The sequence below is a fragment of the Sphingomonas sp. J315 genome, from assembly GCF_024666595.1.
Classification (GTDB): domain Bacteria; phylum Pseudomonadota; class Alphaproteobacteria; order Sphingomonadales; family Sphingomonadaceae; genus Sphingomonas.
The window spans coordinates 2,719,941-2,733,233 of record NZ_CP088296.1 but is presented as its reverse complement, the minus strand read 5'-3'; the positions used below and the strand labels follow the sequence as shown (position 1 = coordinate 2,733,233).

Sequence of the window (13,293 nt, the reverse complement as noted above, 5' to 3'; positions counted from 1 at the left end):
CCGCATGGGACAAGCGTAAAGACATGATTGGACTGGTACTCGTGACGCACGGGCGGCTCGCGGAGGAGTTCGTCGTCGCGATGGAGCATGTCGTCGGTCGTCAGGACCGCATCGCCACCATCTGCATCGGCCCCGAGGACGATATGGAGGAGCGGCGCGCGGATATCGCCAAGGCGATCATCGCCGTCGATGGCGGCCGCGGGGTGATCCTGCTGACCGACCTGTTCGGCGGCACCCCGTCGAACCTGGCCATTTCGCTGCTCGAGGCTGGCAAGGTCGAAGTGATCGCCGGCATCAATCTGCCCATGCTGATTCGCCTGGGCGGGGCGCGGAAGACGATGAAGGTGACCGAAGCGGTGGCGGCGGCGCGTGAGGCGGGGCGCAAATACATCACCGTGGCGTCCGAAGTGCTCGGCGAGGCTGCTGCTTGAGCCGGGTCAGCCGCACCGTCCTGATCGGCAACCGCCGCGGGCTGCATGCGCGCGCCAGCGCCAAGTTCGTCACCCTCGCATCGTCGCAGCCCTGTGAGCTGACCGTCGAAAAGGACGGCAACGCAGTCACCGGCACGTCGATCATGGGGCTGATGATGCTGGGCGCGGCGATGGGCGACACGATCACGATCAGCGCGCTGGGCGACGGTGCCGAAGATGCGGTGCTCAAGCTGGTCGAACTGGTCGAGGACCGCTTCGGCGAGGATTGAGCCGGTGCGCGAAATAACCGCCTTTTCCAATCCGCTGGTCAAGCGGGTGCGATCGCTGCGCGACAAGAAGCATCGCCGCGACGAGGGGCTGTTCCTGGCCGAGGGGCTGCGCATCCTGACCGAAGCGCGCGAGGCGGGGCATCTGCCGGCCTATCTGTTCTTTGCCAAGGGGTATGACGGCCACCCGCTGGCGCAGGAACTGATCGCCGCGACCGAAGCATCCGGCGGCGAGGTTATCCAGACCGACAGCGACATCCTGTCCAAGCTGTCGGGCAAGGACAATCCGGGCGCGGTGGTCGGTGTCTATCGCGAGCTTTCGACCGACCTCGCCCGTATCGACCGCAATGCCGCACCGCTCTGGCTGGTCGCCGAGCGGCTGCGCGATCCCGGCAATCTCGGCACGATCCTGCGCACTGCGGACGCGGTCGGTGCGGGTGGCCTGATCCTGGTCGACGACTGCGTCGATCCGTTCAGCGTCGAGGCGGTGCGCGCGAGCATGGGCGCGCTGTTCACGATCCCGATCGCGCGCGCGCCGTGGGAGGACTTTCATGGCTGGCTGCGATCCGGGCCGGGTCAGCTGGTCGGCCTCGCGCTGGAGGGTGCGGTCGATTATCGCACGCCGGCCTTTGCCGCGCCCGTGTTCCTGCTGACCGGGAACGAGGCGCAGGGGCTGCCCGCCGACTATGCCGCCGCCTGCGATGTCCGCGTGAAAATCCCGATGCTGGGCAAGGCCGACAGCCTCAACGCCGCCGTTGCGACCGCCGTCATGGCCTACACCGTGCTCGACCGAATTCGTCCGTTGGACTGACCGCTCGACCGTTGCACAATCGCAACACGCGCCGCCTGCTTTGCTACGCGTTTGGAACAAAACCCTGATTCCGCGCGTCGAACCGGGCAAGTCTGGAGACGAGCCGATGTTTTACGACACGACCCCTTTCACCGCCGCCAACAGCGGCTATCGCGTTGCCTTTCGTCCCGGCGAGCAGAATGTCTGCCCCGGGTGCGGCCAGTCGCATTGGACGATCGGGCGGATGACAGCCGAATGCGCTTTCTGCGCCACCGCGCTGCCGATCAACACCGGCGGCAGTTTCGGCGCGGGACGCTTCACCATGAAGTCGCTGGCAGCCTGAACCCGCACGGGGAGGTTGGTAAGCCGCCTCCCCCGCGCTATGGCGCGGCGCATGACTGGCGCCACGCTCACCCTCTACAACAGCCTCACCCGCGCGACCGAAGCCTTCGCGCCGATCGACCCCGCCAAGGGCACGCGCGTCTATTCGTGCGGACCGACGGTCTATAGCGACCCGCATCTGGGCAATCTGCGCGCCTATGTCTTCACCGATACGCTCAGCCGCGTGCTGCGGTGGAAGGGGCATAAGCTCACCCATGTCATCAACATCACCGATGTCGGCCATCTGACGTCCGACGCCGACGAGGGCGAGGACAAGATGGAGGCGGCGGCGAAGAAGCGCGGCCTGAGCGCGTGGGAAATCTCGCGCCATTACGCCGATGTGTTCCGCCGCAACCTGCGCGACCTCAACATCCGCACGCCCGATCATATGCCGCTGGCGACCGATTATGTCGCCAAGATGATCGACTTCGCCAAGGGCATTGCCGACCAGCATTGCTACCAGCTCGACAGCGGCCTCTATTTCGACAGCAGCACCGTGCCCGATTACGGCAAGCTGTCGGGCGGGCAGGACGATGCCGGCGAGGGGCGGATCGAGAGCGTCGAAGGCAAGCGCCACCCGCAGGATTTCGCGATCTGGCGCACCACGCCGCCGGGCGAGACGCGCCAGATGGAGTGGGATTCGCCCTGGGGCCGCGGCGCGCCGGGCTGGCACCTCGAATGTTCGGTGATGAGCGCCGAGCTGCTCGGCCTGCCGTTCGACATCCACAGCGGCGGGATCGACCATCGCGAGATCCATCACGTCAACGAAATCGCGCAGAATCAGGCGCATTGCAGCTGTGGCGATTCCGGCGCGAAGATCTGGATGCACAACAACTTCCTGGTCGATCGCGGCGGGAAAATGTCGAAGTCCAAGGGCGGCATCGCAACGCTCGACGCGCTGGTGGCGAAGGGCGTGCACCCCCTCGCCTATCGCCTGATGTGCCTGTCGGCGCATTATCGCAGCGAACTGGAGTTCAGCGGCGAGAATCTGATGGCAGCGCTCGTGCGGCTGCGGCGGCTGGTGCTGGCGGCGGAGAAATTCCGCGCGGCCGAGGGCAAGGGTGGCGGCAACGCGGCCAGCTATCTCGAGCGGCTCGACGCGGCGGTGTCGGACGACCTCAACACCCCCAGGGCGCTGCCGGTGCTGGAGGAACTGCTCGCCGACAAGCAACTGGGGCAGGAAGCGCGGCTGATGGTGCTGACGCAATTCGACGAAGTGCTGGGCCTCGACCTGCTGCACCTCTCCCGCGCCGACCTGCGTGTGCGTCCAGCGGATGCGCAGGTGACCGAAGCCGAGATCGAAGCCCGTCTCGCCCAGCGCAAGGAAGCCCGCGCCGCGAAAGACTTTGCGCGATCGGACGCCATCCGCGACGAGCTGATCGGCGCCGGCGTCGAGGTGATGGACGGCGATCCCGTGGGCTGGGACTGGCGGGTGGAGGTTTAGCGCTTATCGCCACCCCCGCGAAAGCGGGGGCGGCGAACGAGTTTAGACAAACCCCAAATTCGTCGTCGAATAATTCCCGATATTCGGCAGCACCGTCGACATGTTCCCCGCCGACACCCCGAACCAGCTCGCCAGCGTCGCGGCATATTGATCGACCGAGGTGGTCGGCAACAGCCGCCCCTGTCCGACATCGCTTGGCGTGTTGTGCCCGAAATCGGGCGGGGTGCCATAGATGCGACCGCCCTGCACCGCGCCACCCAGCACGAAATGCATGCTGCCCCAGCCATGGTCGGAGCCGTCATCATTCTGGACGAGGGTGCGGCCAAAGTCGGATGCGGTGAAGCTGGTCACCTTGTCCGCGACGCCCAGCGCGACGGTGGTGTCGTATAAGGCGCGCATCGCGTCGGCGACACGGCCGACCAGGGTCGGGTGATCGCGGACCAGGAAGTCGTGCATGTCCCAGCCGCCGCTCGACACGAAGAATACCTGTCGCCTCGCCCCAAGCTCCTGCGACACCGAGATCAGCCGCGCGACGATGCGCAGCTGGTCAGCGAGTGGGTTGCCGGTGGGGAATAGCGGGAAGTTCGCGGCCGGTGCCCCGCCCAACGCACCGCTGACCTGCGTATAGAGGTCGAGCGCGCGCTTCGACACCGTCGCGTGTTCGTTTGCGATCAGATTGGTCTGTGTCCCGCCCATGATCGATCGTAGCGCGGTCGCCGCACTCGCCGATCCGAACAACGTCGAAGCGCCGTTGATCAGCGCGGTCGGCCCGTTGGTGCCGGTGACGTACTGAATCGCGCTCCGCCCCGACAGATAGGTCGCATTGCCCGATGCGCTGATACAGGTGAGCGCGCTGGTGCCGTTGCCGCTTTGCAGCAGGTCGCCGATCCGCCCGCCCCAGCCCGACGATGCGCCCTCCGCGCTCGACGCCTGCCAATAGCTTTGCTGGTCGTTGTGACTGAACAGCTTGGGCGGGAGTGCGACCGACCGTGCGTTATATTCGGCCTTGGTCGTCGGGCGCACCAACGTGCCGACATTGAGCACCGGCGCGAGCTTGCCCGCGTTGAACAGCGGCAGCAGCGACGCCATGGTCGGCGCGAGCGCATATTGTCGCCCGCCCATCGGATTTGCCGGGTTGAGCAGGGTCGCGGTCAGGCTGTCGAGGGAGTGGCCCAGCGTCGGGCGCTGCGCCAGATAGGCGGCATGGGTCGCGCTGTCATAGGGCGGGAGCGTGTTGGCATAATCATTGCCGCCATAGAGGAAGATGCACACCAGCGCCTTGTAATCGCTGGCGACCGCTGCCGATGCTTCGCCGATTGCGGCGAGCTGAGTGACGAAGGGTGCGGCCGATCCGGCGACACCGAGTGCTGCGGTGCGCTTCAGAAATGCGCGGCGCGATTGGTTCTGGTCCATGTCCCCGCCCCTCACTTCAACGTCAGATATTCAGGCGAGGCCATCGTCAGCAGGATGGCGATCGCGATGCGGTTATTGGGGTTGGTCGAGCTGTCCACCGCAGTCCGGATCGCGGTCACCGTGGCGCTGGAAAGCTGCCCCGCCGCGAGCCACAGGTTGATCCGGTCGACCAGCGCGGCGCTGTCCCCCGCAATACCGCTGATCGACCCGTAGTCGGTGCGCAGGTCGGTCGTGTTGTTCACCACCGCCTGCATGTAGTTGACGTAACCGACGACGCTGATTTCGTTGGTGATCTGCAATTCCGGCGCGACCAGTCCGGCGGTGGCGATCGGCGTGTTGGGCGGGGTATAGCCCGGGCGAAAGAAGTTGAAGACCGATGCGCTGCGCCCCATCGACTGGGCCAGCCGCGCGGTCGCATCGCTTGTATTGCCCGTCGTCCAGTTGCCCGAATTCGATGTCGCCCCAAAGGCGCGCGCCCAGGCCGTCAGGCGCATGACCGGTTCGCGCAGCTTTGCCCGCGCTGGCCGCGCTCGGCTCGGTCCGCGCCTCGCTGTCGAGCAGGATCGCGCGGATCACCGCCTGCATGTCGCCGCGCACGCCGGATCCGTTGTTCGCGAACACCGCCGAGACCCGCCCGATATAGGCGGGCGACGGGTTGCTGGTGACCAGCCGCTGGATCAGCTGCCTCGACACAAAGGGGGGGACATTCGGGTGCGCGAAGATCGTGTCGAGCGCCTGCCGGACCGCGTCGCTTCCCGACAACCCCGCCGCGACGGTCGTGCCGAGGAAGGTCGAGGCGCCAGTCTCATGCTGGCCGGCGTTGAAGATCATCGCACGTCGGTACCGGTCCGGAGTCGTGCTGTCGGAGCCGTCGACGACCAGGCCCGTGAACACGCGCGCGAGCCCCGAGACGTCGTCGGGGGTATAGGTTTCAACCGGTTGTCCGCCCGACGTGACGAGGCTGCCGTCCATGTTCAGCCGGTGGAGACCGATGGTGAAGAGCTGCATCAGCTCACGCGCGTAATTTTCGTCCGGGACCGATCCGGTACGGGCGTCCGCCTTGCGGTTGCCCAGGAAGGTCAGGAACGACCCCATCGCGGCATTATAGGTCACCCGCTCGATCAGCGTCCGGAAATTGCCGAACGCATTGTCCATCAGCACGTCGACATAGGCGGCCATCGCGAATTGCCGCCAGTTGAGGTTTACCCCGCCAATACCGACGACGAGGATTTCGAGCAGCGCCATGCCGACCCGCTGCCGCAACTGATCGCCGGCCCCGACGAGCTGGCTCCACATCGCATTGTCGAACCCGGCTTCGTTGTTGATGTTGGCGCTGACATTATAGCTGCGGGCGACGAGCCAGTCCCACAGGCTGGTCGGGCGCGTCTTGGCGAACTCGGCGGTGATCCAGCCATCGAAACCGCGCGCCTGAACATCGGCAATGTCGGCGGCAGTCGCGCCCATCGTCGCCTGCGCCAGGAACCGGCTTGCCTGCGCCGCCGTGATCGGGGGCGGCGCGGGGCTGGGCGTGGGGGTCGGTCCGGGGGTCGAGACGACGCCGCCGCCGCCGCCGCCGCCCGAGTCGCACGCCGCCAGTGCAAGCGCGAGGCTACTCACCGAAACCGCGGCAATGCTTCCGCCAGCGCGCCCGGTCGCACGCGCGGCCTCGCCCGCGGCCGTTGGCGGCAGCGCGGGGGCTTCATCCGCCGCGATCGGCGGCGAGTCGAGCTTGTCCATATGTCCCACCCCGGGCGCTCGGAACCTCCCGTCCCGCAGAGCCCGGGCAGATGATTCTCCTTTCCGTCGCACCGCGCCAGCCAAAAAGAGTATCAATTTGTCGCAAACCAGTTTTGTCCGCGACGATTGCCCGGACGGGCTGATCCCGGCATCCTGCACGCATGAAAGCCGTCCTTCCCGCACTCGCCCGCCCGCTGATCGAACCCGGCCTGCCCGGCGGGATCGACGCGCACTGGTTCACCAGCCGCGAAGAGGCGCTGGCGATGATCGGCGACGCCGATATCGGCTGGGTCGACATGAACCGGCCAGGCTGGACCGGAGAGATCGCGGCGGCGGGGGCGCGGCTCAAATGGCTGTCGACCATCTATGCCGGAATCGACGCATTCGACACCGGTCTGCTCAAGGCGCGCGGCACGATCCTCACCAATGGCGTCGGGATCAACGCGATCGCGGTTGCCGAATATGCGCTGCTCGGCATCCTCGCCGCCGCCAAGCGCTTCGATCAGGTAGTGCGTACCGCCGACCGGCGGGAGTGGCCGACCGACGCGCCGGGCAAGATCGAGCTGCTCGAGACCCGCGCGCTGGTGATCGGATACGGCACGATCGGGCGGATGATCGGCGAGCGGCTGGCGGCGTTCGGGGTCGATGTCACGGGCGTCACACGGTCCGGCCGCGACGGCACCCTGACCCCCGACCAGTGGCGCGATCGGATCGGCGACTATGACTGGATCGTCCTCGCCGCCCCCTCGACCGCCAAAACCGGGGCAATGTTCGGCGCGGACGCACTCGCGGCGATGAAGCCCGGCGCGTGGCTGATCAACATCGCGCGCGGCGACATGGTCGATCAGGATGCGCTGATCGCGGCGCTCCACGCGCGGCGCATCGGGGGCGCGTTCCTCGACGTGGTGACGCCCGAACCACTGCCTGAGGATCACCCGCTCTGGACCGCGCCCAATGCCATCCATTCGATGCATTTGTCGGGCCGGTCTCAGACGAAGATGTTCATGCGCGCGGCGACCTTGTTCCTGGAAAATGCGCGCGCATTCATGGCGGGGACGCCGATGACGAATATCGTCGATCTCGACGCGGGGTACTGACCCCGCTAAGCCCCCACTCCCATGATCCTAGTCATCGACAATTACGACAGCTTCACCTGGAACCTGGTCCACTACCTGATGGAGCTGGGCGCAGAGGTGAAGGTGGTGCGCAACGACGCGCTGACCGCGCAGGAGGCGATTGCCAGCAACGCACAGGCGTTTCTGCTCTCGCCCGGCCCGTGCACGCCCAACGAGGCCGGGATCAGCCTCGACCTCGTCGCCGCCTGTGCCGATGCGGGCAAGCCGTTGCTCGGCGTGTGCCTCGGCCACCAGGCGATCGGCCAGCATTTCGGGGGCAAGGTGGTGCGCGGCGGGCTGATGCACGGCAAGACGTCGCCGGTCAGCCATGACGGCACCGGGCTGTTCGCCGGGCTGCCCAGCCCGTTCACCGCCACCCGCTACCACTCGCTGATCGTCACCGACATTCCAGATACACTGGTGATCAACGCGACCGCGTCGGACGGCAGCGTCATGGCCTTCCGCCACCGCGACCTGCCGATCCATTCGGTCCAGTTCCATCCCGAGAGCATCGCGACCGAGCATGGCCATGCGATGCTGGCGAACTTCATGGCCATTGCTGGGATCGAGGCGAGAACGCTGGCGTAATTTCGGTGGTCGCGGTCAACGCCGGCTTAACCCATTTGGGTTAGCAGCAACGGACCTATCCAATCTCCGGCTCTGCCCGTTGCGGGCGGAACGCAAAGGGAAATCATGGGCGAACCCGCCATCCGCGACTCTCTCACCCCCCGTATGCCGCGCCAGCAGGTGCTGCTGGGGGCGGAGATTTGCGGGTTCGGTGGGGGCGTGTTGACCAAGCATCGCATCAAGGATTTGTCGGCTTCGGGCGCGAAGGTCGATCGTGCGGGTGCGCTGAAGGCCGGCGCGACGGTGCTGGTGTCGGTCGGCGTGCTCAAGGCAGTCGGCGCGACGGTGATCTGGGTCCGGGACGACATGGCCGGACTGCGCTTTTCCGAGACGATCGATCCCGATGCGGCGCGGTCCAAGGCAATCATCGCGCCACCCAAGCCACGCCCCGCCACCACGCTCGACCGCGGCATCAGCGCCGGTTGGGTGCAGGATCGCGACAGCCCCTATCGCCGCTGACTGCCTGCGCCCGGGCTTGTCCCGTCGATAACAGGAATTGCTCGACTTGGCGTCCGCGCACCGGAATAGAGGCGGCGTGACGAACTTCAGCCTTCTCCCCGACCCCGCCAGTCCGCTCGCGCGCGAAAGCGCGGCGCAGGCGTTCGCCGACATCCTCGACGGCAAGGCCGCCGAGGAGGATATCGAAGCCTTCCTGATCGCATTGTCCGACCGCGGCGAGACCAGCGTCGAGATCGCCGAGGCGGCACGTGCGATGCGCCAGCGGGTGATCCCGGTCAGCGCCCCCGCCAATGCAATCGACGTGTGCGGGACCGGCGGCGACGGGCACCACACGCTCAACGTATCGACCGCAGTGGCGATCGTGGTTGCCGCAGCAGGCGTGCCGGTCGCCAAACATGGCAACCGCGCCGCCAGCTCCAAATCGGGCGCGGCGGACACGCTGGAGGCACTCGGCCTCGACCTCGATCGTGCGGCGCTCAATGCCGAGGCGCACCTCAACGATCTCGGCATCGCCTTCCTCTTCGCGGCGAAGCACCATCCGGCGATGGCGCGCGTCGCCCCGATCCGCAAGCGCATCGGGCGGCGGACGATCTTCAACCTGATGGGACCGCTCGCCAATCCGGCGGGGGTGCAGCGCCAGCTGATCGGCATCGCCCGCCCGGATTATGCGCCGATCTATGCCGAGGCGCTGGCGCAATTGGGCGTCAAGGGCGCGGCGGTCGTCTCGGGTGAGGAAGGGCTCGACGAATTGTCGCCCGAGGGCGGATCGCTGATCGTCAGCATCGGCGATGTCAGCCTGCCCGCACGGGTGACGCCCGAGGATGCAGGCTTGGTCTCCCACCCGCTTTCTGCGTTGCGCGGCGGCGATGCGCAGGAGAACGCCGCTGCACTCCGCCGCCTGCTCGATGGCGAGCGCGGGGCGTATCGCGATGCGGTGCTGCTCAATGCGGCGGCGGCTTTGGTGGTCGCCGGAGAGGCCGCCGATCTGCGCGAAGGTGCGGAGGAAGCCGCCGAAACCATCGATAAGGGGCTTGCCAAGGCGCTGCTCGACTGCTGGATCGCCGCCGCATGAGCACGATGCTGGACGAGATCATCGCGGTGAAGCGCAGCGAAGTGGCGGAGCGCAAGGCCGCGCGGTCGCTCGCCGAGCTGCAGGCACTGGCGCTGGCGCAGACCCCGCCGCGCGGCTTTCGCGCTGCGCTCGATGCCAGGGCTGCGAGCGGATACGGCCTGATCGCCGAGATCAAGAAGGCCTCCCCCTCCAAGGGCCTGATCCGCGCCGATTTCGATCCACCTGCCCACGCCCGCGCCTATGCCGCCGGCGGCGCGGCGTGCCTGTCGGTGCTGACCGACGCGCCGTTCTTTCAGGGGCATGAGGATTATCTGATCGCCGCGCGCGCCGCGTGCAATCTGCCGGTGATCCGCAAGGATTTCATGGTCGATCCGTGGCAGGTGCTGGAGGCACGCAGCATCGGCGCCGACGCGATCCTGATCATCGTTGCCGCGCTGGAAGACACGCAGATGGCGGAGATCGAGGATGCGGCGGTCGGCCTCGGCATGGATGTGCTGGTCGAAGTGCATGACGAAGCCGAACTCGACCGTGCGCTGGCGCTCAGGTCGCGGCTGATCGGGGTCAACAACCGCAACCTCAAGGATTTCAGCGTCTCGTTCGACCGCACCTATGAACTGGTCGGACGCGCACCGGAAGGCTGCACCTTCGTCGCGGAGAGCGGGCTGACGTCGCGCGCCGATCTGGATGGAATGGCCGAACACGGCGTCCGCTGCTTCCTGATCGGCGAGTCGCTGATGCGGCAGGACGACGTCAAGGCAGCGACGCGGGCGATGATCGGGTGAGCAACCTCACCCATCTCGACGAAACCGGCGCGGCGCGCATGGTCGATGTCGGCGGCAAGGCGGAGACGCAACGCGTCGCCACCGCCACCGGCCGCATTACCATGTCGGGCGAAGCCGCGACCGCGATCCGCGACGGGCTGGTCAAGAAGGGCGACGTCCTCGCCGTCGCGCGGATCGCGGGGATCATGGCGGCGAAAAAGACCAGCGACCTGATCCCGCTGTGTCATCCGCTGGCGCTGAGCAAGGTCACCCTCGACCTGACGCCCGACGATAGCGGCGTCACCGCCACCGCCACGGTCGGCCTGACCGGGCGCACCGGGGTAGAGATGGAGGCGCTGACCGCGGTCACCGTCGCGCTGCTTACCGTGTACGACATGGCCAAGGCACTCGACCGCACGATGGAGATCGGTGCGATCCGGCTGATCGAGAAGCGCGGCGGCAAGTCCGGAGACTGGCGCGCCGATCAGGGTTAACTCGCCCCTTACCGCGCTCGCTCAGCGAATCTTGATGCCCCCCGGCGCATCATTTTTCGGTTCAGTTGTGGGGCGTTATGTCAGGTACGGGGCGGTCAGCCATATTTTCATTGTCGGGCGGGCTTGATCCCGCACAGCCGGGAAGCGCGGAGAATGCGACGCACGGTCGGCTGGTCGGCAGCGACGGCACGCGCGACTGCTTTGTCCACCGCATCACCTCTGCCGGGGCGACGCTCACCGTTACCGGTCCGGTCACCAATGGCGATCGCGGCCGGATCGAACTGCCCTTTGGCGTCAGCGCCGAAGGATCGGTGCTGGGCGACGACCCCTCGGCCTTCACCTTCTGTTTCGACGAACCGATGGACGTGGTCGCGGCGCTCGCCCGCTGCCTCGCCGCCTTGCCAGCCGAACGCCGTCAGATGCCGCGCATCGAGCTGCGCCAGCGGTTGTGCCTGCGGCATGGCGATCAGGTCGATTTCGCCTGGACCCGCAACCTGTCGCCCGCTGGCCTCGGCATCGAAACCCGCGCACCGCTGCGCGTGGGTGAGGCGGTGGAGATCACGCTAGACGGGCTGCGCCCGATCGCGGGCGAAATCCGCTGGACCGAACGCGGCCAGGCGGGGATCGCCTTTGCCGATGAAATTGGCTGGCAGATCCTGATGCCGTGGCTGCGTCAGGTCGCCAACCGGCGTCCGGCGGTGGTGCAAGAGCCGATGGCTGGGACGACATCCCCGCTTGGCGCCGTCAAGAACGCGATCAAGCTCGACGCCGCTACGCATGTCCGCTCGGGCAGCAGCTGGTGGAACGCCCAGATCACCTCGCTGAGCAATGCGCTGGTCGAGTTCGAGAGCGATACCGAATTTGCGCCGCTGTGCGGGCTGTGGCTGTCGCTGCCGCAGATCGGCGGCTGGCCGATCCGGGTGATCGAATGCCATGGCGCACGGCATGTCGCCGAATTCCGCCTGCCGCTGCGCCCGCATGAAATGGCGCGGCTGAGCGAGGCGGCGCGCCCGCGCTGAGCGCTCGACCCGGTCACGCCTCCCGGCTAATCGGGGAGCGATGTCGGGGATGATTTCCGTAACCGAGGCGCAACAGCGCATGTTCGCACTCGCCCAGCCGGTCGCGGCCGAACGCGTGCCGTTGCGCGACGCCGCCGGGCGCTGGGCGGCCGAGCCGGTCACCGCGTTGCGCACGCAGCCCGAACTGCCGCTGTCGGCGATGGATGGCTATGCGATCCGCTTCGCCGACCTGCCCGGCCCGTGGCGGGTGATCGGCGAGAGTGCGGCGGGTCGACCCTTTGCGGGGACCGTCGCGCCGGGTGAGTCGGTCCGCATCTTCACCGGCGCGGCGGTGCCGCAGGGCGCGGACACGATCATGATACAGGAGGAAGCGCGGCGCGAGGGCGATGCGCTGGCGCTGGACGGTGAAGGGCCGCCGCGCGTCGGCGCACATGTCCGCGTCGCCGGGCTCGATTTCGCGACCGGCGACAGGCTGGTCGAAGCGGGTGCACGTCTGACCCCGGCGCGCATCGCGCTCGCCGCCATCGCGGGCCACGCCAACCTGCCCGTCCGTCGCCGCATCCGCGTCGCCATCGCCGCGACGGGGGACGAGCTGCGCGCGCCGGGCCAGCCGCTCGCGACCGGCCAGCTGCCCGAAAGCAACGGCGCAATGCTCGCCGCGATGCTGGCAACGCTCCCGATCGAGCTGATCGACCTCGGCATCCTGCCCGACAGTATCGACGCCCTGACCCACGCCTTCGCCGCGGTCGACGCCGATCTGCTGGTCACCACCGGCGGCGCGTCGGTCGGCGACCATGATTTGGTCCACCCTGCGCTCCAGGCCGCGGGCGCGGCGATCGACTTCTGGAAGGTCGCGATGCGCCCCGGCAAGCCGGTGATGGCCGGTCGGATGCGCGACGCTGCCGTGCTCGGCCTGCCCGGCAACCCCGTATCGGCGCATGTCACCGCCCTGTTGTTCGTGCTGCCCATGGTCGCCCATCTTTCGGGCGCAGCCGATCCGCTGCCCCGCCGCCGCAGCGCGATCCTCGGCGGCCCACTCCCCCGAACGGCCCGCGTGAGGACTATATCCGCGCCGTCCATCGCGACGGCCGCGTTCATCCCGCCGACCGCCAGGACAGCTCGATGCTGCGCATTTTGGCCACGTCCGACTGCCTGATCGTGCGTGCCCCACATGTTCCGGCAGCGGCAGCGGGCGACTCGGTGGAAATCCTCGACATCGGCTGAGTCGCACCCGCTTGACGCCGCGTGGAACAAGGCGTAAACGTTCCACGTCTGTTCTTGATA

14 protein-coding genes and 2 pseudogenes are annotated in these 13,293 nt (G+C 67.5%); 13 read left to right on the top strand and 3 right to left on the bottom strand.

The window, feature by feature from the left end:
• Window positions 1–23 precede the first annotated feature (23 nt).
• From LRS08_RS13930 to cysS, 5 genes are all read left to right on the top strand, one after another.
• Entirely contained in the window at window positions 24–431 is a 408-nt protein-coding gene (locus tag LRS08_RS13930) for a PTS sugar transporter subunit IIA (protein WP_257843127.1), read from the top strand.
• Window positions 428–700: an HPr family phosphocarrier protein gene (locus LRS08_RS13925; RefSeq protein ID WP_257843129.1), complete on the top strand. Its 273-nt coding sequence runs from the start codon at window positions 428–430 to the stop codon at window positions 698–700. The genes LRS08_RS13930 and LRS08_RS13925 overlap by 4 nt, the downstream gene beginning before the upstream one ends.
• Before the next feature lie 4 nt (window positions 701–704).
• Window positions 705–1,508 (top strand): RNA methyltransferase, encoded by an 804-nt coding sequence (locus LRS08_RS13920; protein ID WP_257843130.1) that lies wholly within the window; start codon window positions 705–707, stop codon window positions 1,506–1,508.
• A gap of 106 nt (window positions 1,509–1,614) precedes the next feature.
• Entirely contained in the window at window positions 1,615–1,830 is a 216-nt protein-coding gene (locus tag LRS08_RS13915; RefSeq protein WP_257843131.1) for a hypothetical protein, read from the top strand.
• A gap of 51 nt (window positions 1,831–1,881) precedes the next feature.
• Complete coding sequence (gene cysS / locus LRS08_RS13910) at window positions 1,882–3,312, top strand: cysteine--tRNA ligase (RefSeq protein WP_257843132.1); 1,431 nt, start codon at window positions 1,882–1,884, stop codon at window positions 3,310–3,312.
• Window positions 3,313–3,354: 42 nt separating this feature from the next.
• Here the strand turns inward: cysS and LRS08_RS13905 are convergent, their stop codons facing one another.
• The 3 genes and pseudogenes from LRS08_RS13905 to LRS08_RS13895 all read right to left on the bottom strand — a co-directional run.
• Entirely contained in the window at window positions 3,355–4,725 is a 1,371-nt protein-coding gene (locus LRS08_RS13905) for a DUF1501 domain-containing protein (RefSeq protein WP_257843133.1), read from the bottom strand.
• An 11-nt stretch (window positions 4,726–4,736) separates the two neighbouring features.
• On the bottom strand, window positions 4,737–5,219 hold the full coding sequence (locus LRS08_RS13900) for a DUF1800 family protein (protein WP_260481685.1): 483 nt from the start codon (window positions 5,217–5,219) through the stop codon (window positions 4,737–4,739).
• A 103-nt stretch (window positions 5,220–5,322) separates the two neighbouring features.
• A pseudogene (locus LRS08_RS13895) lies at window positions 5,323–6,189 on the bottom strand (DUF1800 family protein); the annotation flags it as partial.
• A gap of 434 nt (window positions 6,190–6,623) precedes the next feature.
• On the opposite strand from LRS08_RS13895, the gene LRS08_RS13890 reads away from it, so the two are divergent.
• The 8 genes and pseudogenes from LRS08_RS13890 to LRS08_RS13855 all read left to right on the top strand — a co-directional run bounded on the left by LRS08_RS13890 (window position 6,624) and on the right by LRS08_RS13855 (window position 13,233).
• Window positions 6,624–7,559: a D-2-hydroxyacid dehydrogenase gene (locus tag LRS08_RS13890; protein WP_257843135.1), complete on the top strand. Its 936-nt coding sequence runs from the start codon at window positions 6,624–6,626 to the stop codon at window positions 7,557–7,559.
• 21 nt (window positions 7,560–7,580) lie between these two features.
• A complete protein-coding gene (locus LRS08_RS13885) occupies window positions 7,581–8,165 on the top strand; it encodes an anthranilate synthase component II (RefSeq protein WP_257843136.1) in 585 nt (194 codons plus the stop codon).
• A 105-nt stretch (window positions 8,166–8,270) separates the two neighbouring features.
• Entirely contained in the window at window positions 8,271–8,663 is a 393-nt protein-coding gene (locus tag LRS08_RS13880) for a PilZ domain-containing protein (protein WP_260480853.1), read from the top strand.
• 76 nt (window positions 8,664–8,739) lie between these two features.
• Window positions 8,740–9,735 carry an anthranilate phosphoribosyltransferase gene (gene trpD, locus LRS08_RS13875; protein WP_257843138.1) on the top strand — a complete coding sequence of 332 codons (996 nt, stop codon included), beginning with the start codon at window positions 8,740–8,742 and terminating at the stop codon, window positions 9,733–9,735.
• Complete coding sequence (trpC, locus tag LRS08_RS13870) at window positions 9,732–10,517, top strand: indole-3-glycerol phosphate synthase TrpC (RefSeq protein ID WP_260480852.1); 786 nt, start codon at window positions 9,732–9,734, stop codon at window positions 10,515–10,517. Before trpD ends, trpC begins: the two co-directional genes overlap by 4 nt.
• Window positions 10,514–10,990 carry a cyclic pyranopterin monophosphate synthase MoaC gene (gene moaC, locus LRS08_RS13865; RefSeq protein WP_257843140.1) on the top strand — a complete coding sequence of 159 codons (477 nt, stop codon included), beginning with the start codon at window positions 10,514–10,516 and terminating at the stop codon, window positions 10,988–10,990. Before trpC ends, moaC begins: the two co-directional genes overlap by 4 nt.
• 110 nt (window positions 10,991–11,100) lie before the next feature.
• A complete protein-coding gene (locus LRS08_RS13860; protein ID WP_257843141.1) occupies window positions 11,101–12,009 on the top strand; it encodes a PilZ domain-containing protein in 909 nt (302 codons plus the stop codon).
• 40 nt (window positions 12,010–12,049) lie between these two features.
• Window positions 12,050–13,233, top strand: a pseudogene (locus LRS08_RS13855) (molybdopterin molybdotransferase MoeA).
• The last annotated feature ends 60 nt before the right edge of the window (window positions 13,234–13,293 follow it).

What these genes read in the sequence shown, in the direction of transcription:
- LRS08_RS13930 (WP_257843127.1), top strand. Translation starts at nt 24, where the DNA reads ATGATTGGACTGGTACTCGTGACGCACGGGCGGCTCGCGGAGGAGTTC.
- LRS08_RS13915 (WP_257843131.1), top strand. Translation starts at nt 1,615, where the DNA reads ATGTTTTACGACACGACCCCTTTCACCGCCGCCAACAGCGGCTATCGC.
- cysS (WP_257843132.1), top strand. Translation starts at nt 1,882, where the DNA reads ATGACTGGCGCCACGCTCACCCTCTACAACAGCCTCACCCGCGCGACC.
- LRS08_RS13905 (WP_257843133.1), bottom strand. Translation starts at nt 4,725, where the DNA reads ATGGACCAGAACCAATCGCGCCGCGCATTTCTGAAGCGCACCGCAGCA.
- LRS08_RS13900 (WP_260481685.1), bottom strand. Translation starts at nt 5,219, where the DNA reads ATGCGCCTGACGGCCTGGGCGCGCGCCTTTGGGGCGACATCGAATTCG.
- LRS08_RS13890 (WP_257843135.1), top strand. Translation starts at nt 6,624, where the DNA reads ATGAAAGCCGTCCTTCCCGCACTCGCCCGCCCGCTGATCGAACCCGGC.
- LRS08_RS13885 (WP_257843136.1), top strand. Translation starts at nt 7,581, where the DNA reads ATGATCCTAGTCATCGACAATTACGACAGCTTCACCTGGAACCTGGTC.
- LRS08_RS13880 (WP_260480853.1), top strand. Translation starts at nt 8,271, where the DNA reads ATGGGCGAACCCGCCATCCGCGACTCTCTCACCCCCCGTATGCCGCGC.
- trpC (WP_260480852.1), top strand. Translation starts at nt 9,732, where the DNA reads ATGAGCACGATGCTGGACGAGATCATCGCGGTGAAGCGCAGCGAAGTG.